This is a genomic window from Apilactobacillus kunkeei, from assembly GCF_001308195.1.
Lineage (GTDB): Bacteria > Bacillota > Bacilli > Lactobacillales > Lactobacillaceae > Apilactobacillus > Apilactobacillus kunkeei_C.
Window position 1 is genome coordinate 268,235 of sequence record NZ_JXDF01000017.1, and the last position, 22,243, is coordinate 290,477.

Annotated in this window: 23 protein-coding genes; 4 read left to right on the forward strand and 19 right to left on the reverse strand. The window is 36.8% G+C overall.

All coding sequences use genetic code 11. The annotated features are described in order from the left end of the window. Positions 1-50: 50 nt before the first annotated feature. The 11 genes from RZ78_RS04455 to RZ78_RS04505 form a co-directional block, all read right to left on the reverse strand. Positions 51-530 (reverse strand): ComE operon protein 2, encoded by a 480-nt coding sequence (locus RZ78_RS04455; RefSeq protein WP_034534666.1) that lies wholly within the window; start codon positions 528-530, stop codon positions 51-53. Between the two features lie 47 nt (positions 531-577). Beyond that, entirely contained in the window at positions 578-1,243 is a 666-nt protein-coding gene (locus tag RZ78_RS04460) for a helix-hairpin-helix domain-containing protein (protein ID WP_054608246.1), read from the reverse strand. Between the two features lie 64 nt (positions 1,244-1,307). Then, positions 1,308-2,357, reverse strand: coding sequence for a SepM family pheromone-processing serine protease (locus RZ78_RS04465; protein ID WP_054608247.1), 1,050 nt, complete (start codon positions 2,355-2,357; stop codon positions 1,308-1,310). Then, complete coding sequence (gene coaD / locus RZ78_RS04470; RefSeq protein ID WP_054608248.1) at positions 2,357-2,833, reverse strand: pantetheine-phosphate adenylyltransferase; 477 nt, start codon at positions 2,831-2,833, stop codon at positions 2,357-2,359. Before coaD ends, RZ78_RS04465 begins: the two co-directional genes overlap by 1 nt. 2 nt (positions 2,834-2,835) lie before the next feature. Then, positions 2,836-3,393 (reverse strand): 16S rRNA (guanine(966)-N(2))-methyltransferase RsmD, encoded by a 558-nt coding sequence (gene rsmD, locus RZ78_RS04475; protein ID WP_054608249.1) that lies wholly within the window; start codon positions 3,391-3,393, stop codon positions 2,836-2,838. A 13-nt stretch (positions 3,394-3,406) separates the two neighbouring features. Continuing rightward, positions 3,407-3,685, reverse strand: a complete 279-nt coding sequence (locus tag RZ78_RS04480) for a YlbG family protein (RefSeq protein WP_034531756.1) — start codon at positions 3,683-3,685, stop codon at positions 3,407-3,409. A gap of 15 nt (positions 3,686-3,700) precedes the next feature. After that, the gene (locus RZ78_RS04485; RefSeq protein WP_053791860.1) at positions 3,701-4,855 is read right to left on the reverse strand and encodes an FtsW/RodA/SpoVE family cell cycle protein; all 1,155 of its coding nucleotides are present in this window, start codon (positions 4,853-4,855) and stop codon (positions 3,701-3,703) included. A gap of 192 nt (positions 4,856-5,047) precedes the next feature. After that, entirely contained in the window at positions 5,048-6,886 is a 1,839-nt protein-coding gene (typA, locus tag RZ78_RS04490; RefSeq protein WP_034531758.1) for a translational GTPase TypA, read from the reverse strand. Positions 6,887-6,995: 109 nt separating this feature from the next. Continuing rightward, a complete protein-coding gene (locus tag RZ78_RS04495) occupies positions 6,996-7,787 on the reverse strand; it encodes an inositol monophosphatase family protein (RefSeq protein ID WP_054608250.1) in 792 nt (263 codons plus the stop codon). Positions 7,788-7,808: 21 nt separating this feature from the next. Beyond that, on the reverse strand, positions 7,809-8,084 hold the full coding sequence (locus RZ78_RS04500; protein WP_187291661.1) for a UPF0223 family protein: 276 nt from the start codon (positions 8,082-8,084) through the stop codon (positions 7,809-7,811). A gap of 8 nt (positions 8,085-8,092) precedes the next feature. After that, positions 8,093-9,010, reverse strand: a complete 918-nt coding sequence (locus tag RZ78_RS04505) for a hypothetical protein (RefSeq protein ID WP_054608251.1) — start codon at positions 9,008-9,010, stop codon at positions 8,093-8,095. A 138-nt stretch (positions 9,011-9,148) separates the two neighbouring features. Between RZ78_RS04505 and def the strand changes: the two genes are divergently transcribed. Further along, positions 9,149-9,712, forward strand: a complete 564-nt coding sequence (def, locus tag RZ78_RS04510) for a peptide deformylase (protein WP_034531763.1) — start codon at positions 9,149-9,151, stop codon at positions 9,710-9,712. Between the two features lie 31 nt (positions 9,713-9,743). Here the strand turns inward: def and RZ78_RS04515 are convergent, their stop codons facing one another. Then, the gene (locus RZ78_RS04515) at positions 9,744-10,190 is read right to left on the reverse strand and encodes a hypothetical protein (protein ID WP_054608252.1); all 447 of its coding nucleotides are present in this window, start codon (positions 10,188-10,190) and stop codon (positions 9,744-9,746) included. A gap of 161 nt (positions 10,191-10,351) precedes the next feature. Between RZ78_RS04515 and RZ78_RS04520 the strand changes: the two genes are divergently transcribed. From RZ78_RS04520 to RZ78_RS04530, 3 genes are all read left to right on the forward strand, one after another. Then, positions 10,352-10,567, forward strand: a complete 216-nt coding sequence (locus tag RZ78_RS04520; RefSeq protein ID WP_054606700.1) for a DNA-directed RNA polymerase subunit epsilon — start codon at positions 10,352-10,354, stop codon at positions 10,565-10,567. 2 nt (positions 10,568-10,569) lie between these two features. Further along, entirely contained in the window at positions 10,570-12,252 is a 1,683-nt protein-coding gene (gene rnjA / locus RZ78_RS04525) for a ribonuclease J1 (RefSeq protein WP_041152385.1), read from the forward strand. Positions 12,253-12,328: 76 nt separating this feature from the next. Further along, positions 12,329-13,237: a diacylglycerol/lipid kinase family protein gene (locus RZ78_RS04530; RefSeq protein WP_054608253.1), complete on the forward strand. Its 909-nt coding sequence runs from the start codon at positions 12,329-12,331 to the stop codon at positions 13,235-13,237. Positions 13,238-13,265: 28 nt separating this feature from the next. Here RZ78_RS04530 and arcD read toward each other — a convergent pair whose 3' ends face one another. The 7 genes from arcD to mnmA all read right to left on the reverse strand — a co-directional run bounded on the left by arcD (position 13,266) and on the right by mnmA (position 22,131). Continuing rightward, positions 13,266-14,693 carry an arginine-ornithine antiporter gene (gene arcD / locus RZ78_RS04535; protein WP_054608254.1) on the reverse strand — a complete coding sequence of 476 codons (1,428 nt, stop codon included), beginning with the start codon at positions 14,691-14,693 and terminating at the stop codon, positions 13,266-13,268. A gap of 113 nt (positions 14,694-14,806) precedes the next feature. Then, the gene (locus RZ78_RS04540) at positions 14,807-15,793 is read right to left on the reverse strand and encodes an aldo/keto reductase (RefSeq protein WP_054608255.1); all 987 of its coding nucleotides are present in this window, start codon (positions 15,791-15,793) and stop codon (positions 14,807-14,809) included. Between the two features lie 109 nt (positions 15,794-15,902). Then, complete coding sequence (locus RZ78_RS04545; RefSeq protein WP_053791866.1) at positions 15,903-16,859, reverse strand: ribose-phosphate diphosphokinase; 957 nt, start codon at positions 16,857-16,859, stop codon at positions 15,903-15,905. Positions 16,860-16,927: 68 nt separating this feature from the next. Continuing rightward, positions 16,928-19,486 carry an SF1B family DNA helicase RecD2 gene (locus RZ78_RS04550; RefSeq protein ID WP_054608289.1) on the reverse strand — a complete coding sequence of 853 codons (2,559 nt, stop codon included), beginning with the start codon at positions 19,484-19,486 and terminating at the stop codon, positions 16,928-16,930. A gap of 25 nt (positions 19,487-19,511) precedes the next feature. Further along, the gene (locus RZ78_RS04555) at positions 19,512-20,225 is read right to left on the reverse strand and encodes a tetratricopeptide repeat protein (RefSeq protein WP_054608256.1); all 714 of its coding nucleotides are present in this window, start codon (positions 20,223-20,225) and stop codon (positions 19,512-19,514) included. Positions 20,226-20,241: 16 nt separating this feature from the next. Then, the gene (locus RZ78_RS04560; protein WP_081006902.1) at positions 20,242-20,898 is read right to left on the reverse strand and encodes a histidine phosphatase family protein; all 657 of its coding nucleotides are present in this window, start codon (positions 20,896-20,898) and stop codon (positions 20,242-20,244) included. Positions 20,899-21,003: 105 nt separating this feature from the next. Further along, positions 21,004-22,131, reverse strand: coding sequence for a tRNA 2-thiouridine(34) synthase MnmA (gene mnmA, locus RZ78_RS04565; protein WP_054608258.1), 1,128 nt, complete (start codon positions 22,129-22,131; stop codon positions 21,004-21,006). Positions 22,132-22,243 lie beyond the last annotated feature (112 nt).

Genomic DNA, 22,243 nt, shown 5'->3' on the forward strand with positions numbered 1-22,243 from the left:
ATGCTTAATATTCCAATCGAAATCGATGGAAAAATATATAAATTATTAATTTATTTTGGTAAATAAGAGCTAAATTCGATTTGTTTGATTGTTTCTTCATCCAAGATTACTTGGTTCAATTCGACGTTGTTTTGTTTAATTAATGACAATGCATATTCATCATTGTGGTAGTTTCTTAGGTAGTTAATCTTTTTGATTCCCGCTTGTAATAATACTTTGGTACAAGGAAGACATGGGAAATCAGTTACATAGATTTCTGAACCATCGGTTGATTCACCGAATTTGGCACATTGAGAAATGGCGTTCATTTCTGCATGAATTGTTCTTAAGCAATGGCCGTCTCGCATGTAACACCCAACATCAATACAGTGTTCATCCCCTGCAACTGATCCGTTATAACCACCGGCAATAATACGTTTATCTCTTACGATGGTTGCTCCAACAGAAAGTCGGTTACAGGTGCCACGTGTTGAAAGTAAAACAGCTTGTAGCATGAAATATTGATCCCATGGAATTCTGTGTTTAGTCATAATTAATTACTCTCCCTCTTTTACTACTATTCATAGTATAGCAAAGATTACACTTCTAAAGAATCTTTTAATCTTTCAAATGTCTTATCACCGAAGCCACTAACCTGTTTGATTTCATCGATTGAGTGAAAACCATTGTGCTGGTTACGATAATCAATTATCTTTTGTGCTTTCTTTTCACCCACGCGATCGAGTTTTTGGAGTTCATTTAAATCTGCGGTATTCAAATTAACTTTGACGTTATTAGCAGAATTACCGGTGCTCGTATTATTCGAACTAGCAAACGATGAACTCCCGGCTGCACCCTTTTTATTAACCACGACAACATCTTGGTCGTTTAATACCTTGGCTAGGTTAACGTTTTGTTCATCGGCATCCGCCTTAAAGCCGCCTGCTTCCTTGATGACGTCGGTAACACGGCTGTTGGATGGGATTTGGTAGACGCCCGGATGCTTAACCTCACCCTTAACATCAATATATAGTTCTCCCGAAGCACTACTTTGGCTTTGAGAGGACGAGGATGAAGCCACGACACTACTTTGTTCTGAATAATCGGTTGCTACATTGTTAGCATCATTGCTGTTTTGATTCATGATTAAAATAATAACTAACCCTAAACTAAAAGCGATTAGCAATAGACCAATCAAAATTTTATATGCATGTTCGTCAATTATTTCTTTTATCTGCGTTGAAAAATCTAATATCTTATTCACCGTTTCCTCCTTTCTAAAACTTAAATACGAAAAAAGGAATGTAATTTATTCAATTACATTCCTTTTATTTTATTTTTTTCAATGCATTTAAAGCATCACTGAATGAAGTGACCGGAATAACTTTCATGTTTGGTGCATACTTCTTCGCTGTTTTAACCGCAAGTTGGTAGTTGGTCATATGTTGTTCTTCATACTTAAGCACTTCTTTGGTTGGTTTAACGTATGGTGCTAAGAAATACTTAGCCCCAGCATCTCTGGCCGCGATAATCTTCTTATCGATTCCGCCAATTTCACCAACGTTACCATTTTCATCAATGGTTCCAGTTCCAGCAATATTTTGTGAGTGTCTAATATTTTGTTGGGTTAGTTGACCATAGATTTGAAGTGAAAACATCAATCCGGCAGATGGTCCACCCACTTCACCTGGGTTAACATCAATTGGAATCTTGGTAGAAACCTGATTATCATCAGATAAAATAATCCCAATTCCAGCTTGGTTGGTACCAGCTAGCTTATACAGTTTTCTGGTAATTTGAATTTTCTTCTTATTACGGTAAATCGTTAAGGTCATCTTTGAACCAATCTTCTTGGATTTTACATAGTCTCTAAACTGCGCAGAGCTCTTAAACTTATGCCCGTTCAAAGAAACAATGGAGTCACCAGCTTTAATTTGATTGTAGAAGTTAGACTTACTATCAACTGCCAGCACGTAGATACCACGATATTTCAAATAAACATCTTTTTTGGCGTAGTGAAAGGCATTATAAATTGCGTTATTGATTGCACTTTCCATGTAAACATTTTGCAAGTTGATATAACTTTGTTGATCCTGGTTACCAGTTACATCGCTAATGCTTTCAATTGTTTGATGTGGATTAAACTTGGCAACAACGTATGATGCAATTGATGCTTGTGATTCACTCACCGTGGTAAACATGAATTTACCTTTGAACTTATCTCTGTGTCCTTTGATTGAAACAACTGGTTTTAAATTAGGTGCTGTTCCGGGACTTTCAATATACTTTGGTAGAAATGGAATATTAACAAAAATCGCAAGTGCAGCAATTGCCACAAAGAGTGCGATTAATTTATTCCGTCTGTTATTTTCAAACATTAACTTAACTTCTCTTTCAATGCCGTAGCAACGTTTTGTGGTACATAGGGAGTAATATCTCCGCCAAAATGAGCAATTTCCTTAATTAAACTAGATGAAACAGATTGAAACTCAGGACGTGTAATCAAAAAGACTGATTCGATTGTGTTATCCAAGTTGTAGTTCATTGAAGCAATTGAGCTTTCGGCATTAAAGTCACTGGAGTTACGAAGTCCCCTGACAATTACGGTTGCGCCTACCTGTTTGGCAAGATCAACTGTTAATCCGTCAGCAGAAGTAACTGAGACATTTTCAATTCCTTCAATGTTGGGTTTAATTAAACTCATTCTTTCATCATAACTAAAGACACCATCTTTACTGGTATTCTTGGCCACAGTAACGACGACCTCATCAAACATCTTACTTGCGCGCTTAATTAAGTCCAGATGTCCCTTAGTCAACGGGTCGAAGCTTCCCGGGAAGATTGCTTTTGTCATAACTATCCCCTCTTTATTCTGTAAATAGAAATAATGGTAATTCCATACTTCTTTTGTTTGACCATGTCATAACCTTCTACATCGTCTTTTAAAACAACGTTATCATCGGTTTCACAAATGACAATTCCATCCTCATTAAGCAATTCTTTTTCCTTAATGATATGTAGTTGGTCGACCATCTTTTGGTCTTTGTATGGTGGATCCAAGAAAATGTAGTCAAACTTATCATTTTTATCAGCAAAACGATTTAATGCCATGTCTGAATCCATCTTGTAAATTCTAAAGGCATCCATTTCCTTGGTCATCTTAACGTTTTCTTTGATTGTCTTGATGGCTAGATATTGGTGGTCTACCAATACCGCACTATCAATCCCTCTAGATACAGCCTCGATTGCGACCGAACCAGAACCTGCGTATAAATCTAAAAATGACCCACCATTGAAAAATGGGCCAATCATATTGAATAAGGATTCTTTCACTTTATCGGTTGTTGGTCTTGTCTTACTACCTGGCACAGGTTTAAGGCTTCGACTACCAAATTTACCTGAAACAACTCTCATTTATCCAAACTCCTTAATAATCTTCATCATCGTCAACATCTTCGAAGTCCCCTTCAAGTGATAGTTCACTGGAAAGTTGTTCGTAAGGTGTTTCTTCAATTTTCTTCACAATTTTTAAACTACTAATTTTTTCTTTAATCCAATCGTAGTTATCAGCATTTACATACATAACCACGTAGTGCATTTTTTGTGAGACATAATATATTAAGCCATATTTTTTCAATTGTCTGACTTGTTTAGTTGAATAAACATAAACAATTAGGCTTTTTCTGTTTTCGATTGTATCTGTCAAAAAATTCCCTCCACTTTAATAACGGATTCTTCTAGTTTTTTGAGTTTTTTGTTTTGCACTAATTACCAAAATCATTCCAATACACAATGCTAAGGTTAACATACTAGATCCCCCATAACTAATGAATGGGAAAGTAACCCCGGTGATTGGTAGTAAACCAATTACCCCACCGACGTTGAAGTATGCTTGAACTAACATGTATGTTCCAACACCATAACAAATTAAAGTATCGTATGTATCGTTGGAACGAATACCTAGTTGGAATGCTCTAACAATAATTGTAAGTAATAGGAATAGGATGAACAATACCCCAATTAGTCCTAATTCTTCGGCGATAATCGCCATGATAAAGTCGGTATTTGGTTCAGGTAGGTACCCAGTCTTTTGAATACTGTTTCCTAAACCAACACCAAAGATTCCACCATTACTTAATGCGTAGTAAGAATTAACCAATTGTTGTCCAATTCCGTTGGCGTATTTAAACGGATTACTGTAAGCGGTGATACGTTGGATTTGGTAAATACTTGTTCCGTCTTTAAATACAAAGGATAAGATTTTTAGTGATATCCATCCGAATAATAATCCAGCAGATGTAAGTAATGTTGCACCTCGCCAATTAACTCCGGATCCAAATAGGATTGCAAACATAATTGCTAAGTTAATAACGGTACCACCCAAGTCGGGCTGGATAAAAACTAAGAACAACATAACAAAAATTGAAAAAACTTGGACATGTGTTCTTGATTTTTCACCGTTAATGATTCCTTCTTCTCGAGAAGACAAAAATTGAGCCATTCTCAAGATAATATATACCTTGGCAACTTCGGCTGGTTGCACATGTAAAGGACCGATTGGAATCCATCCGGCAGAACCGTTAACTGAATGTCCAAATGCCTTTAACAAGATCAAGGCAATAAACAATACGACAAAGAAGATTCCTAAAAACTTAGCTTTTCTGACGAATTGATTATTCCCCGCCAAACAAATCAGAATAATCACTAAACTGACTACCACAAACATACTTTGTTTGATTAAGTATCCAGTAGGTGTCCCACCAATTTGCGTTGCAACGTTTGAACTTGCTGAATAGACCATAATTATTCCAATTACAGATAGTAGTAGAAATGGAACGAATATGTAGTAGTCCATTGCATTAATATTAAATTTCATTCTTTTCCAGTGCTCTGATATATGCCACTTGTGCCAATACTCGGCGATTTTGCGTATCATATTTTTACATCTCCAACGTAACCTTTTAATATAACTAACATTATAGCATATCTACACTATTTGCTTTAGTATTTTAAAGACAACAAAAAAGGATGGACAAAATGTCCATCCTTTTTATTAAACGCTAAAGTATTAGCTGTTGTGACGCTTGCGCTTAGCTTGCTTTTCACGTTCGTTAGTGTTTAGAATTTCTTTTCTTAGACGAACGTTTTCTGGAGTTACTTCACAAAGTTCATCTTCGTTCAAGAATTCTAGTGATTCTTCTAGAGTTAAGTGTTGTGGTTCCTTAATCTTAGCAGTTTCATCCTTAGCAGAAGCACGAACGTTAGTCATTTGCTTCCCCTTAGTGATGTTAACTGAGATATCGTTGTCACGACTGTTCTTACCAACGATCATACCTTCGTATACTTCAGTACCTGGATCTACGAAGATAGTACCACGGTCTTCAATACCCATAGTAGCGTAAGTAGTAGTCTTACCTTCGTTAATTGAAACTAAGGCACCGTTTCTTCTACCTGGGTTCCAGTTCTTGATAACTGGTTGGTAACTATCGAATGTGTGGTTCATGATACCGTAACCACGAGTGATTGATAGGAATTCAGTTGAGTAACCGATTAAACCACGAGAAGGTGCAAGAAATGTCAAACGAGTTTGGCCGTTTCCAACACTTTCCATGTTTTGCATGTTACCTTTTCTTTCAGATAATGTTTGGATGATAGTACCTGAGTATTCGTCAGGAGTATCGATTTGAACTGATTCGAATGGTTCACATTGTTGACCATCCACTTCTCTAATAATAACTTGTGGACGAGAAACTTGTAGTTCGTAACCTTCACGTCTTAAGTTTTCAATTAAGATTGATAAGTGAAGTTCACCACGACCAGATACAGTCCATGAACCTGGTTGGTCAGTTTCTTCAACACGTAGAGAAACATCAGTGTGTAATTCTCTTTCTAGACGGTCTTGTAGTTGACGAGCAGTAACAAACTTACCTTCTTTACCAGCAAATGGTGAAGTGTTTGTACCGAAAGTCATTTGTAGAGTTGGTTCGTCAATTCTTAGGATTGGTAGAGCTTCTTGGTTTGATGGATCTACAACAGATTCACCAACGTTGATTTCTTCCATACCTGAAACGGCGATTAAGTCACCAGCTTTAGCTTCGTTGATATCTAATTTCTTTAGACCAAAGAATCCCATAAGCTTTGTAACACGGAAGTTTTGAGTTGAACCATCAAGCTTCATAACAGTAACGTTATCCCCAACCTTGATAGTACCTCTAAATACACGACCAATACCGATACGACCAACGAAGTCATCATAATCAAGCATAGCAACTTGGAATTGTAATGGTTCGTCTGAGTTGTCGATAGGAGCAGGAATAGCCTTGATGATAGTGTCAAATACAGGCTTCATAGTGTGTTCTTGAGTTGATAGGTCTTCATCGTAACTTGAAGTACCGTTCATAGCTGAAGTGTAGATAACAGGGAAGTCTAGTTGTTCATCATCAGCACCTAATTCGATGAATAGGTCTAATACTTCATCAACTACTTCACTAGGACGTGAACCTGGACGGTCAACCTTGTTAATAACAACAACTGGAGTTAGATGTTGGTCTAAAGCTTTCTTTAAAACGAAACGAGTTTGTGGCATAGTTCCTTCAAAAGCATCAACAACTAGTAGAACACCATCAACCATTCGCATGATACGTTCAACTTCTCCACCGAAGTCGGCATGTCCTGGTGTATCCAAGATGTTAATTTGTTTGTCTTGGTATCTAACGGCAGTATTCTTTGAAAGGATTGTGATACCACGTTCCTTTTCAATATCGTTAGTATCCATGGCACGATCATCAATTTGAACGTGTTCGTCTAAAGTATCTGATTGCTTTAGTAATTCGTTAACCAAAGTTGTCTTACCGTGGTCAACGTGGGCAATAATAGCAATATTTCTAATATCGTCTCTTGTCTTCATTATTAGTTTCCTTCCCTTCGAAGCATAAATATTTGTTTCTTTAATACTTAGCAACTCGGACCAAGTTTATTACATTAAATAATTAAATTTGCATAAAAAAACTGTGACATCAGTCACAGTCAGAACCGTACTTAACAATATTAAGTATGTCCTTTTGTGCAATCTTCGTCGCTACCAATACAATGTCTGATGATACCACATCAATTATATTTCCGTCAATATCAGACACCTTAATACCAAGCGTATCACAAAGCACTTTTCCAGCTGCTATGTCCCATGGCTTTAAAGTAGAAATATATCCCACTAGTTCGCCATTTAAGACGGCAATAATCTGGATGCCGGCACTACCATATATTCTGGCACCTTCACTGGCTTTAGAGATTGCTTGCATGTTTTTCTCATTATTTATTAATAATGGTCCACTTAATCCCATTAATCCTTCTGATAAAGAAATATCTTCTGGTGGATTAATTTCGGTATCATTTTCATAAACTTTACCATCCCAATTGTGGTAAAGTTTGTCATTCATAACGTCTAAAATATAGCCGAGCTCTTCTTTGCCATCGATGTATAAAGCCAACATTATCGCAAAATGATTGTGCTGCTTTACAAAGTTCATTGTTCCATCGATAGGATCAACTATCCATACGTGGCCATCTAGATTGGTAACATCATCCCCAAAGCCCTCTTCACCTAGGATGTGAGCCTCTGGATCAAATCCCCTAATCTTTTTGATAAAAAACTGTTCGTTTGATTTATCGACATCGGTAACCAAATCAGTTCGACTAGACTTAGTGGAAACATCATGAATCTGATTAAGTGAACTAACGGTGAATTCACGAATTTCTTTAAACCAAGACTGAATTTCCTCGTCTGCTTTTTTTAACCATAAATCATTCATACATATCTTCCTTAAAACAAATTACATTCTTATGTTTTTGGTCTTAGCCTTAGTGGCTGCTTGAAAGGTCCTATAAATGCTGTAATCGGAGATGCTTTGGAAATCACGGTCGATTTGCTTTTGTTCCATCTTAGCTGGATTAATCTCTCTAAAACGGTTGTATAGCTTGACTACCTTTTCAGCATTAACACCATTGGCGTCTTCGTATGCACTTTCCACAGCATTATATAAGGCCATCATGTCCATTAATTCTTCTTTGGACCAATCAGGAAAAATTGGATAAGAATAGTTATTCATAATCATTCCTACTTACTTTCTAAAATTTCATCAATTATTTCATTAGTATATTGTTTGGCATCATCGAAAGCTTGTTTTTCTTTGTCAGATAATACTAATTCTACAGTTGGAACCAATCCGGTTTGGTTCAACATGATTGGTTCACTTGTCACTGCTATTTTACCATCTATTTGACTAACGTGTCCGACACTTGCTAAACATGAGTTACCCATGTAAAAGGCATCCAAGATTACTCCAATTGCCTTTGCTTGGATTACTTCGTCACAAGGTGTGTCGGATTTATTAATGATTTCTTCTGCTTTAGCGAAGATTTCAGTGCTAAACATATTGTTAGGGTTGGCTAGGTAGGCCAAGATTGGGGATTGACCAATGTATGCCCGACTCCATGAGATTAAGTTCTTGGATTCACTACCTAATACACTGACGTTAATATCGGATAAACTGATATCAAAGTAACGACGTAGTGCGTGTTTTAATAGTAATGTCTTTGCAAGCATCCCTGTTGACACAACCTTGTTATTTTCTTTACCGGAAAACTTGGTTGCAAAGTATGCGAAGACTTCATCATGAAAACCATTAACAATAATCTTTCCGCTAAACCCTTCCTTAATAACTTGATTTAGTGACTTTCTAAAGTGATCTAAGTAAGGTGATAAGAATGAAGTAACTTCGCTTTTTTCTTCAACTGTTTCCTTTGGAAAATCATATAGGTACATGTACCCGTCAAAGTCATGATAATCCATTTTGTCATCCGCTAATTTGACTTCAAAATGTTCACATAGCAAATTGGATTGAAGTTGATTGATAAAATCATTCATCTTTAAATTTGCGATAGTTAGGTTAACTGGATAATCCACTAAAATCATGAATTCGATTAGTGATTCAATTCTTCGCTGCTCTCCATCAACTACCAAATTAGTTTTCATAATGAGCCTCCGTTTAATTTAGTATCTGTAATTATACCATTTTCTAAAAATAAGCAACTCTTATGTATCATATTAGTATCATATAATTTCCGTTATTATGTTATAATACAATAATAAACTTTTTGGGAGGTCATTTAAGTGATACTAATGAAAGACATCGTTCGCGATGGAAATAAAGTATTAAGACAACAAGCTAAACAAGTTAAATTCCCACTTAGCGCGGAAGATAAAAAATTAGCTGAAGACATGATGGAATATCTTGAAGTAAGTCAAGATCCTGAACTTTGTGCCAAATATAAATTAAGAGCTGGAGTTGGTCTAGCTGCACCTCAAGTTGGTGTATCAGAAATGATGGCTGCTGTACTAGTGCCAAACGACTTTGAAGGTGAAGGCGAACCAATCTTTAAGGATGTCATTATCAACCCTGTCATCCTATCAAGTTCAGTTCAAAGATGTGCTATCACTGAAGGTGAAGGCTGTCTATCAGTTGACGAAGACGTCCCCGGCTTCATTCACCGTGCTGCTAGAATTACCCTTAAGTATCAAGACGTTGAAGGTACTGAACACACAGTTAGACTTAAAAACTATCCTGCGATTGTTTGCCAACACGAAATTGATCACTTACACGGAACTCTATTCTACGATCACGTTGATAAAGAAAACCCATTCTCAAAAGTGGACAATGACTTGTTCATCGAATAATCAAAAAAGACCTAACATTTTGTTAGGTCTTTTAATTTACCTTATTTAATTGGCGCATATCTAACACGTACTCATACGTCGCTGCATTTAATAGGTATGCTAAATCGATGTGGACTTGATTGTCCCTCACAAACGAATCGGTTAACACCACTTCATGGTTAAACCTTTTCGATTGATTTGCTTCGTTAATTGATTCTTTAATTTGATTGATTAGTTCATCGTTTAATTCGTCAGTTTGGCACTTAGAAATCACATATTCGAACGCGTAGATGTTTCTTCCCCAAATATTGGACAAATCATGAACTTCTATAATTTCATTTTTTCCCTTTTCTAAGAGGTTATTAACTAATCCATTTAATATTTTTAATGTTTGATTGTGACCCTTGTCAATTGGTCGCGTAATGAAGAAATAATGGATCAAATTGTACGCTATAACAGCGACAATAAAGCCAATTACAATTTCTACAAAAAGTGGCAAAATCATCGCCTCCTTGTAAATATTATCTGATTTTATTCTATCATTTTATCAAATTATTGGTTACTATACTTATCATTATTAATATGATAAAATTAAAAACAATTAGATGTGTATTACACAATCGATCGGTAAAAAAAACATAGAAGGAGATTTTAATTTTTATGATATTTAAAGTTTTATACCAAGAAGATACTAAGGCTAATCCTAAGAGAGAATTCACAAAATCACTTTATCTAGACTGTGATACAGAAGTTGAAGCAAGAGAACTTGTTGACAAGAACACTGATCACAACATTGAATTTATTGAACCTCTTGAAGGTAATCACTTGGCTTACGAACAAAAGAGCCCAGATTTTAAAATTACGGAGTTTAAATAATTATGAACAAACTAAACGTCAAAAATAACGAAACAGCTATTTATGGCGTTGGTGGACTTGGTGAAATTGGAAAAAACACTTACGGTGTTCAATTTCAAGATGAAATCATCTTAATCGATGCAGGGATTAAATTCCCAGAGGATGATTTATTAGGGGTCGACTACGTTATCCCTGATTATCAATACCTAGTAAAAAACAAGGACAAAATCAAAGCATTAGTTATCACCCACGGACATGAAGATCATATCGGTGGTGTTCCATACCTAATCCGCGATTTAAATGTTCCCATTTACGCTGGTCCATTGGCGTCAGCATTAATCAAGAACAAGTTAGAAGAACATGGATTATTGAGAAGTACTGAAATTCATGAAATTAATCCACAAACCGTCTTAAAGTTTAACAAGACAAAAGTTTCATTCTTCCGTACAACCCACTCAATTCCTGACACTTTGGGAATCGCGGTTCATACCCCTTCTGGAGTGATTGTCGAAACCGGGGATTACAAGTTTGATTTGACCCCTGTTACGAGACAGCCGCCTGATTTACAAGAAATGGCAAGATTGGGACGCGAAGGTGTCCTATGTCTAATGTCGGATAGCACAAACGCTGAACGACCTGTTTGGACTAAGTCAGAAAGTTGGATTGGTTCTGCAGTTGAACACATCTTTGATGAAGAAACTGGAAGAATCATCTTTGCGACTTTCGCATCAAATATTTCAAGAATTAAGACAGCTTGTGACGCTGCTATAAGACATGGTAGAAAGATTGCTGTTTTCGGAAGAAGTATGGAAGCTGCAATTGTTAATGGACAAGAATTAGGATACTTAAACGTTCCTGATGGTACATTCGTTGACGCTTCAGAATTACAATCTCTTCCCGCCGAAAAGACCCTTATCTTATGTACAGGTTCTCAAGGTGAAACTATGGCTGCCCTTTCCAGAATTGCTAATGGTACTCATAGACAAATCGCAATCCAACCAAATGATACTGTAGTATTCTCAAGTAACCCAATTCCTGGTAACAAGGTTAGTGTTAACCGTGTTATCAACGAATTGGAAGAAGCTGGTGCTAAAGTTATTCATGGTAAGATTAACAAGATCCATACATCTGGTCACGGTGGACAAGAAGAACAAAAGCTTATGCTTAGTTTAATGAAACCAAAATACTTCATGCCTATTCACGGTGAATTCAGAATGTTAAAAATTCATACTGAACTAGCGGAACAATGTGGTGTTCCAATGGAAAACAGTTTCATTATGAAGAATGGTGATGTCTTAGCACTAACTAAGGATTCAGCTAGAATTGCTGGTCACTTCGCTGCCGGAGATGTTTACATTGATGGTAACGGAATTGGTGATATCGGAAACGTTGTTTTACGTGACCGTCAACTATTATCTGAAGAAGGACTAGTTGTGGTAGTCGCTACAATTAACCTAAAAGATCAAGAAATTCAATCTGGTCCTGACTTACTATCCAGAGGTTTCGTATATATGAGAGAGTCTGGTCAATTACTAGACGAAGGAAGACGATTAGTATTTAGAACTATTCGTCGTGCTATGCGTAACAAGAATGCCAACGAATCAAGCATCAGAAACGCTATCATCGATGATTTACAAGAATTCTTATATAATAAGACCGAAAGACATCCTTTGATTTTACCAATGTTAATTATGAATAAAAAATAATTTCAAATTGATGCTTATTAAAAACGAATTCTTAATTGAATTCGTTTTTATTTTTACATAGAAAGGAGTATTTAAGTTGAACACTGATTATTTAGTCATCTTCAATCCAGTGGCTAATAAAAGAAGAGCTAAACATCAATGGCCCGAAATTAAAAAGCAATTGGACGCAAACGATATTAAGTACCGTCTAAAAATTACTAGACGCCCTCTTCACTGCGTATCCATTATTTCGCATTATTTAGTTACATCATTTAGAAGTGACTCATTACCTAAGGCCATTATTGTGATTGGTGGAGATGGAACAGTTCATGAAACCATCGAAGGCATTCATGCTGCTCAATCAAAGAATGAATCAATTCCAAACGTACCCGTATTGATTATTCCAACCGGAGCTAACAATAACTTCTACACCCACATGAAGCAACAACATAACATGAATAATAACTTCATTGAACAAATCAAAAATCATCATGTTGAAAATCATGAAATTGGTTTGTTCGATGAACACATTAAAAAACAACGTGGTATCTTCTTAAACAATTTGGGAATTGGTTTAGATGCCAACGTCTTCAATCTAAAAAACAATTTCATTTCACATAAGATCAACTTAAAGACCAGAATCGAATACTACCTTTCAATCTTCCCTACTATCTACAACTTAAGCACATTCCCTGTAGATATTAAGGCTAACGGTGAAAAACATAAGATTAAAAAGGCATTCATGGTGACTGCTTTAAATCATGACAATGATAATGACATTGAATTACTAGTCTTAACTAGAAAAAACATTTTCCAACTATGCTACGTAATCATGCGTGTGTTATTCAAACGTGAATTAAAAGTTAAGTCTGCTTTTAGAATTAGAAGCGATAACATTCATGTTGAAATTCCATCTTTGGAATACGCTCATGCCGATGGTGAAACATTGGGAAGCCGCTTTTACGATATCGAATACCGTAAAACAAAATATCCATTTATATACTAAAAAAAGAGTGATATTAATCACTCTTTTTTTATATGGTAATTCCGCCAGTAACTAGTTCGTAAATAGCGATGATGGCTAAAATAACCAATGCAATCGCTAATAATCTTTCTAGTTTGGTAAAAATACGATCTTTTTTATTATCAACCTTTTGTAGGTAGCAATAAGCTGGTAGCCCTGCTGCAAACAAGATGGTGGTCAATAGAATGTAGTTTAATCCAGCCGCATAAATCAACCAAATGGAATATGCGCTAGCAATAATTCCAAGAATTAAATTACGTCTACGGTCGCTAGCACCCTTATCAAGGTAAGAATACTTAACTTGGTATAATGCTGAAAACGCATAAGGAATTAATACCGCTGAACTTGAAATTGATAGGAACAAGTTGTAAGCACTTGATGCTAGGAAGAATGAAACCATGAATAATTCAACCAATACGTTAGTAAAGATTAGTGAATTAACTGGGGTTCCGTTCTTGTTTTCCTTAGCAAAGAATTTTGGAAATGATCCAACCTTTGCAGCTTCGTATGGAACTTCCGCAGCAAACATTGTCCATGATAACCATGCACCCAATACGGCAATGATTAATCCAATGTTTACGATGATGGCACCCCACTTACCCATGACGTGTTGTAATAAATCTGCCATGGCTGGTTGACCCAATTGTGATAATTGAGCTTGGTGCATAACACCAAATGAAAGTAATGTTACCAACATGTAAATCATGGTTACGGCAACAATTCCAAGAACTGTTGCTCTACCAATGTCTTTTCGTTTCTTAGCGTATCCTGAGAAGATTACCGCCCCTTCGATACCTGAGAATACGAAGACAGTAACTAGCATTGTACTCTTAACTTGTCCCAACATATCTGAGAAGTTAAATGGTTTACCATGCATTAACCAGAAGTCGCTAGTAAATACATTTAGTTTGAATGCAGTAATCATAATAACGATAAACAAGAAGATTGGAATCAACTTGATAATAGTAATAATTGTGTTAATAAATGATGCTGAATGAATTCCCCTTAACACAAGGAAGTGGCCACCCCATAGAATAATGGTAGCAGCAATAAATGATACTAAATTATGGCCGTTATCAAAGATTGGGAAGAAGTAAGTTAGTGAACTCATCAATAGAGTTGCGTAACTAATGTTTCCTAACCAAACTGATAACCAGTATCCCCATGCAGAGTTAAAACCGATATAGTGACCAAATCCAGCATCTGCGAAACTGTAAATTCCAGCTTGTAAATCTGGTCGTTTGTTAGTTAAATTTTGAAATGTGAATGCTAAACAAAGCATCCCAATGGCTGTGATAATCCAACCAACTATCACTGACCCAACACCAGCTTGTGATGCCATGTCGTGCATAAGGTTGAAGATTCCTCCACCAATGATTGAACCAATAACTAAACCAATTAGTTCCGTTAAATTCAGCTTTTTAGCGGAATCCTTCATTCTATCTCTCCTTTTTTAAACGATTGAAAACAATTTACTATTATAACGCATTTAAACCATGTTTGTCATATAAAAAAGGAGCAGTCTTTTACGACTGCTCCTCTTTTTTTAATTTATTTTTTCAAAATTTCGTTGATACGTGTTAATTCATCTTCGGTGAAGTCTAGGTTATCTAAAGCCTTTAGGTTTGAATCTAAATGCTTAGGATCAGATGCACCAGTAACAACACTTGTTACCACTGGGTCGTGTAATAACCAAGCTAAACTCATTTGAGCTAGTGTTTGGTCTCTGTTCTTAGCCAATTCATTTAATTGGTTTAAACGGTTTACAACTTCATCCTTATTTTCCATCATGAAACTGTTAGTAAAGTGAAGTTTCAAGTCATCAGGTAATCCATTTAGATACTTATCAGTTAGGATTCCTTCAGCCAATGGACCGTAAGCAACTAAACCGTCGTTATTTTCTTTTAACGCATCGATAGTGCCGTCTGTTTCAGCAGAACGGTTTAACATGTTGTATGATGCTTGGTTAACAACGAATGGTGTGTGTAATTCCTTGAAGTACTTAATGATTTCGCGGGTTTGTTCACCATTGTAGTTAGAGATACCAACATATAACGCTTTACCAGATCTAACAGTACTGTCCAATGCTTCGGCAGTTTCTTCTAGACTAGTGTTTGGGTCAAAACGGTGACTGTAGTAAATATCTACGTAGTCTAGACCCATTCTTTCTAGTGATCTGTCCAATGCGGCAATCAAAGTCTTTCTAGCTGAGAATGAACCGTATGGTCCAGGCCACATGTGGTAACCAGCCTTAGTAGTAATCACTAGTTCATCACGATATGGCTTCAAGTCATTCTTGTAGACTTGACCAAACATTCTTTCAGCTGCTCCTGAACCAGGTCCGTAGTTATTTGCTAAATCATAACTAAAGATTCCTTTATCAAAAGCATTTAGCATTACTTCGCGACTGTCCTTAAAGTTGGCGTCGTCACCGAAGCTATGCCACATTCCAAATGATAATGCGGGTAATTGTAAACCGGAGTTTCCGGCTCTTCTGATTTTCATATTATCGTATCGTTCATCTGAAGCTTTATACATTTTAAACACCTCAATTTTCATAATACTACATCTATATTTTAAATATTATTGTCCTTCAAAGCAAGAAAACAAGTAAACAAAAAAGCCCACCCAATCACGGGTGAACTTTCTATCTAAATAATTTACCAACAGATTTGTTGTTATGAATACGTAAAATTGCCTTACCCATTAAATCTGCTACAGACACGATGTCTAATTTATCAATTTTCTTTTCGTCACTGATGTAAACTGAATCGGATACAATCACCTTTTTGATTGGTGATTCTTCGATACGTTTAATTGCATCCCCAGCAAAGATACCGTGTGTAGTAACAAGATATACTGCTGAAGCACCGTTCTTGGCTAAAACGTTTGCTGCTTTTACCGCACGTGAAGCAGTATCAATCATGTCATCAGCCACAATGGCCACCTTGTCCTTAACATCACCAATGATGAATGTTGGAATGTGCGCATCATTTTCAGGATCTCTGTTATCAATAATTGCAATTGGTGCATCGATTAATCCTGCAAAACCTCTGGCTCTTCCCACTCCACCATGATCCGGTGAAACGACAACGGCGTTATCTAAATCGTAGTTTTCCAACATGTGCTTAGCCATTAACTTATCAGCCTTTAGATTATCAACTGGTTTGTTGAAGAAACCTTGGATTTGAGCGGCATGTAAATCAAGAGTTAACACACGGTCAATTCCAGCTCTTTCTAATACACGTGCGATTAACTTGGCAATGATTGCCTTTCTTTCACGCTTCTTAGCAGAGTGTCTAGCATAACCATAATATGGAATAATCACATTAATAGATTTTGCACTAGTTCTTCTAACAGCATCAATCATGATGAATAATTCCATGATATTCGCGTTAATTGGTTCACTTAGTGATTGAATGATGTATACGGCATCCCCACGGATACTTTCATCAATTTTGATTTGAATTTCGCCATCACTAAAACGATTAATTGTTGCTTCACCAAGCTTAAGTCCACAAGTTTGGGCAATCTTTTCTGCTAACGGTCTGTTAGAACTTAAGGAAAAGATTTTCATATTTTTATTATCCATTGACTCCACCATGAAAGTGCTCCTCTCGAGTTCTTTTAATGCTTAAATTTTACCACAAAAACTGTAAATTGATATAACAATTATGGTTTGATTCCGTGCATCCCAATCATCGGATCAACCTGATTCAATAAAATCATGTCCTTAGTTAAGCGATATGATTTTGGTTTATCATCGAATGTTGCCTCGTCAAAAGGTGATTCCTCATCTTCATCAGTTGCCACATTGTTTTGCGTAGTATCTGAAACTGCATCATCTTTAGGTGCTTCCACCGGTTTATTATCAACAGGTGTTTCTGCCTTCTTTTCTTCAGCAACTTCTTTAACGATGCTGCTTTGGTCGTTGACAGATGTTGTCACTGGTTTGACTTCACCATCCAACAATGATTGAATGCGTTGCATCAAACTAGTATTTCTGTTGTCAGATTCACTTTGAGCACATGATAGGAATGAATTGTAATCCCCAATCATAATCAAGGTATCACTGGCACGGGTAATCGCTGTGTACAACAAGTTCTTCTTCAACATCTTGGTAAATTGAGGAACAATTGGCAAGATGACCATCTTAAATTCGCTACCTTGAGCCTTATGGATGGTTGTACAGTATGCCAATGTGATTTGAATCCAATCTTTACGTTGATAAGTTACTTCGCTTTGATCAAAGGCGACCGTAATCTTATCTTGGCTTTGCTTACTACCCTTTTCAATATCAATAATTTGACCAATATCACCATTGAAAACATTATCCTCTGGACTATTTACCAGTTGTAAAATCTTGTCGCCCAAACGGTAATGAATGCCACGATATTCGACCTGGTTATCGGTGTTGTTAGGATTCATGATTTGTTGAATAACTTCGTTTAAATGATTAACTCCTGCGTTACCACGATACATTGGTGATAAGACCTGAATGTCTGTTGCACTGAATCCCTTTTGTTTAGCGCGCTTTACAATTTGTTCAATCACAGAACTCATTTGGTTAGCGTTACATGGAATAAAGCTACGGTCTGATTGCTTATCATTAAAGTCATCAGGTAGTTTTCCTTGTTGAATACTGTGAGCTAACGGAATGATGGTTGAGTTGCTATCTTGACGGTAAATGGTGGTCAATTGCATGCTATCAATTCTCTTTGAATTCAATAAATCAGTGAAGACCTGACCTGGTCCAACTGATGGCAATTGATCCTTATCACCAACAAAGACAACCTTCATTTGGTTTGGAATAGCGCGTACTAACGCTCTGAATAAGAAGGTATCAACCATCGACATTTCATCAACGATTAACAAGCCACCCTCGATGTCTTGGGTACCTTCATCACTATCTTCATAACCGTTTAATCCAAGTAAACGGTGAATAGTACTGGCGGGAATTCCTGTGGTTTCCTGCATTCTCTTCGCAGCTCGACCGGTTGGTGCTGCTAAAAGAATTGGAAATTCACGTTCCTTGTACTTGTTAATATCCAAGGATAAGTCATTTAAATAAGCGTACAAGTAAATGATTCCCTTGATGATAGTGGTCTTCCCAGTTCCGGGACCACCAGTTAATAGGAACATTTGTGACTTGATGGCTTGTTTTAACGCATTGGTTTGTGATTCGTCATAGCTAATATTTAGTTTCTTTTCGATTAAACGAATCTTCTTATCAATTGTCTCGTCATCAAATTTCTTAACGACCGGATTCTTGATAATTCGACTGATGTGTTCGGCAATGCGCCATTCATCATCATATAATTCCTTTAAGTAAACACGGTCTTCTTCACCAACAATCTTTTGGTTCTTTGCTAGCTCTAAAAATTGATCGGATAAGTCTTCACCACTAACTGGTTCAGCATTACCGTTATTCAATAATTTTAGCGTTTCTTCGAGGATTGGACCAGTTTGAGTGTAAGTATCCCCATTACGTAAAGAAAGCGTCTTAAGGGCTGAAATTAGCCCCGCACGAATTCTTCCAGGATTGTTTGCAGACATCCCCATTTGTTTGGCAATATCGTCGGCCTTTTTAAAACCAACACCGTCGATATCTTCAACCAACTTGTATGGGTTTTCCTGGATTATCTTTAAGGTGTCACCCTTGTACTTGTTATAGATTGCAGAAGATAGACTGCTTCCGAACCCATAACTGTTTAATCCAATAATCACCTGTTCCATCCCATTGTTCTTGTTTAATGTTTCTAACACAGTTGATTTTTGTTTGTCGGATAATCCAGCTCGATCCAATAATGAGTTGTTCTCCAACACGTCTGAAATTAGATTGGTGCCCAAAGCATCCACCATTCTTTTTGCGGTTTGCTTACCAACTCCCGGAAAATTGTCACCAGATAAGTATTCCACTAGTCCCTCTTTTGAAGTTGGAACAGTGCTCTGATAGTTATCTGATTTGAATTGCTTTCCATACTTGGGATGGTCGACTAATTCACCATAAAATTGATATTCGCTTTCTTCAGCGATATCCGCAAAATTACCAGTAATTACAATTTCATCTTCATGCCAATCTGAAATATTTGTTTCAGAAATTTTTACCAATAGCACCTTAAAGAAGCTATCGGGACTTTCAAAGAAAGTAGCCGCAACTTTACCTTTTATAAATAGCTCTTGATTGTCTTCAATATGTTCGTCATTGTCGTCTATTGAGAACAAATTCATTGATTCTGCCACGGCTTATCTCCCCTTATTTTTTACCATTTTTTACTTGAATAAACTTTTCGATATCTGTTAGACGTTTTTGACCCTTTTCAAAGTACTTAGGATCTTCTTGCTTGGCAACTTCAAAGTATTGATTAAAGTCTTCTTCCAATACCATTGCGACGATTCCACGGTCAAAATTAGCCTTACCATCCTTTGGTTTAGCTTGTAGGACCTTATCGTAGAATTCTGCAGCTTCACTAAAGTTTCCCAATGCCAATAAACTACTTGCTAATAGGTAATTTATTTCTGGGTCTTGTCTTCTAAAACCTTGTGCGGTTAGCGCAAATACGACCGCTTTTTTGTAATCTTCCTTAGCCATGTAGCTTTGTGCCAACATGATGTAAGCATCAGTCTTCATGTCACCGTCAGATAGGTTGTTAAATTGTTCAATCGCCTTATCGTATTCTCCGGCTGCATAGTAAACATTCCCTAGTCCGTATACCAAAGTTTCTTTGGCCTTCTTACTTCTGTCAGCGAATAGACCTAAGGCTTTCATCATTAGTTCTTCGGCTTGGGTGTAGTTATGTAATTGAACTAAAAAACTTCCTAAGTCGTAGTAGGTACGGTAATCATCTGGATGATTATCAATATCTTCAACTAATTTATGAAGAGTTTCATCGGCTTTTTTTTGTTGTTCTTCGCGTTTCTTTTCAACAGCTTGTTGCTTTTCTTTAATTTCTTCAGACTTTTGATCCATTTTAATCACCTACATATTAAATTACGTCAGTTTTATCAGTTTTCTTTGTAAGATATTCAGTATTATTCCAACTTACTAGTTCAAATGACTTTCCGCCATCGGTTGTTTCTAGAATGGTTGTACTAGTGTTAGCTAATCCACCACGTTTTCTTAAATCCTTAATCTCAACACCCAAAAGTGAATTGATTAGTGCGTTTAAGGCAGCACCGTGGCTGAAAATAATCACGTTATCTTCATTATCGTTTTCATTTACAACACGTTTAATAGCATACTGCATTCTGCTAATTACGTCATTAAAACTCTCTCCACCAATTTCGTCGGCATCGTATTTTTCTGGATGATTTCTGAAATTGTCAAAACTTTGCGGAAATTGTTTTTTAACATCGTCAAACTTTTGGCCTTCCATCTTACCTAAATGAAACTCTTCAAATCGGTTCCATAGGCTCAATTGAGGTTTGCGATGGAAGTGTTGGATAACGCGGTAAGCGGTAATGCGCGCACGCTTAATTGGACTGGAATAAGCATGACTAAACTTAACATCTTTTAGGTACTCACCTAATTGATCCATTTGTTTATAGCTTTCCGGCAACAATTCGGAGTCTCCTCCGGCACCTTGATATCTACTTTCTAGATTCCATTCAGTTTTTCCATGTCTTACAAAGTAAAGTTTCACTTTTATCCCTCGTTCATTTTGATTTATATATATTATCTCAATTTATGCGGATAAATTCAAAGTTTATATAAAAAAAGATGCTTATTAAACAAGCATCTTTTGGTTTTAAATGTATTGTAATTCTTTATCGTCTTGGTATGCTGCATCGATAATTGCTGAACCTAGACATTCATCACCATCGTAGAACACAACGGCTTGTCCCGGTGTAACAGCTCTTGCAGGATCATCAAAATCAACACGTAATGACTTACCATCATCGTTTAGATGAACAGTTACGCCAACGTCTTTTTGACGATATCTGAATTGAGCTGTACAACGGAAGTCGTTGCCACGATCAGCAATGTCATTAATCCAGAAAATATCTGAAGCTTCTAGGTAATCTGCGTATAGGTGCTTGTTTTCATAGCCCTTACCAACATACAAGATGTTCTTTGAAAGGTCTTTTCCAACTACGAACCATGGGCGGTTATCTTTACCGTCTCCACCGATTCCTAATCCCTTACGTTGACCAATTGTGTAATACATTAGGCCATCATGGTTACCCTTTATTTCACCATCAAAAGTCATCATCTTACCAGGAGTTGCTGGCAAGTAGTTACTTAAGAATGACTTGAAGTTCTTTTCACCGATGAAACAGATTCCCATTGAATCCTTCTTTTCAGCAGTGGCTAGACCAGCTTCTTTTGCAATTTCACGAACTTTAGGCTTTGGCATGTCACCTAGCGGGAACATAACGCGGTCTAATTGTTCTGCGGATAATTGACTTAAGAAATAAGTTTGGTCCTTGTTGTCGTCGCTTCCACGAAGCAAGTGGTTGTGACCATCTGCATCACGTTGCAAACGAGCATAGTGACCAGTAGCGATGTAGTCTGCACCTAAATCTAAGGCGTAGTCTAAGAACGCTCTGAACTTAATTTCCTTGTTACAAATAACATCGGGATCTGGAGTTCTACCTTTTTTGTATTCATTCAAGAAATAAGTGAAAACGCGATCCCAATATTCTTTTTCAAAATTAACAGAGTAGTAAGGTATTCCGATTTCTGAGGCAACTTTGGCTACGTCCTTGTAGTCTTCTGTTGCGGTACAAACACCGTTTTCGTCAGTATCGTCCCAGTTCTTCATAAATACACCTACAACGTCATATCCTTGTTGCTTCAAAAGGTAGGCGGTAACGGATGAATCCACCCCACCTGACATTCCAACAACAACACGGGTATTACTATTGTCTGCCATTTAAAATCACCATCATTTCTTTTAGATTCTTAGAATCTACGATTTGAAGGTCGTATATTCCATAAAAAGTATAATAACCCATTTAATGCACCAATTGCAATGAAGATGCAAA

Coding starts and splice junctions, on each gene's coding strand:
- RZ78_RS04520 (WP_054606700.1), top strand. CDS start 10,352: ATGATATTTAAAGTTTTATACCAAGAAGATACTAAGGCTAATCCTAAG.
- RZ78_RS04465 (WP_054608247.1), bottom strand. CDS start 2,357: ATGTTTGAAAATAACAGACGGAATAAATTAATCGCACTCTTTGTGGCA.
- mnmA (WP_054608258.1), bottom strand. CDS start 22,131: ATGGCAGACAATAGTAATACCCGTGTTGTTGTTGGAATGTCAGGTGGG.
- RZ78_RS04495 (WP_054608250.1), bottom strand. CDS start 7,787: ATGAATGATTTATGGTTAAAAAAAGCAGACGAGGAAATTCAGTCTTGG.
- typA (WP_034531758.1), bottom strand. CDS start 6,886: ATGAAGACAAGAGACGATATTAGAAATATTGCTATTATTGCCCACGTT.
- rnjA (WP_041152385.1), top strand. CDS start 10,570: ATGAACAAACTAAACGTCAAAAATAACGAAACAGCTATTTATGGCGTT.
- RZ78_RS04505 (WP_054608251.1), bottom strand. CDS start 9,010: ATGAAAACTAATTTGGTAGTTGATGGAGAGCAGCGAAGAATTGAATCA.
- RZ78_RS04550 (WP_054608289.1), bottom strand. CDS start 19,486: ATGAATTTGTTCTCAATAGACGACAATGACGAACATATTGAAGACAAT.
- RZ78_RS04500 (WP_187291661.1), bottom strand. CDS start 8,084: ATGAATAACTATTCTTATCCAATTTTTCCTGATTGGTCCAAAGAAGAA.
- RZ78_RS04485 (WP_053791860.1), bottom strand. CDS start 4,855: ATGAAATTTAATATTAATGCAATGGACTACTACATATTCGTTCCATTT.
- rsmD (WP_054608249.1), bottom strand. CDS start 3,393: ATGAGAGTTGTTTCAGGTAAATTTGGTAGTCGAAGCCTTAAACCTGTG.
- RZ78_RS04455 (WP_034534666.1), bottom strand. CDS start 530: ATGACTAAACACAGAATTCCATGGGATCAATATTTCATGCTACAAGCT.
- arcD (WP_054608254.1), bottom strand. CDS start 14,693: ATGAAGGATTCCGCTAAAAAGCTGAATTTAACGGAACTAATTGGTTTA.
- RZ78_RS04540 (WP_054608255.1), bottom strand. CDS start 15,793: ATGTATAAAGCTTCAGATGAACGATACGATAATATGAAAATCAGAAGA.
- RZ78_RS04545 (WP_053791866.1), bottom strand. CDS start 16,859: ATGGTGGAGTCAATGGATAATAAAAATATGAAAATCTTTTCCTTAAGT.
- coaD (WP_054608248.1), bottom strand. CDS start 2,833: ATGACAAAAGCAATCTTCCCGGGAAGCTTCGACCCGTTGACTAAGGGA.
- RZ78_RS04555 (WP_054608256.1), bottom strand. CDS start 20,225: ATGGATCAAAAGTCTGAAGAAATTAAAGAAAAGCAACAAGCTGTTGAA.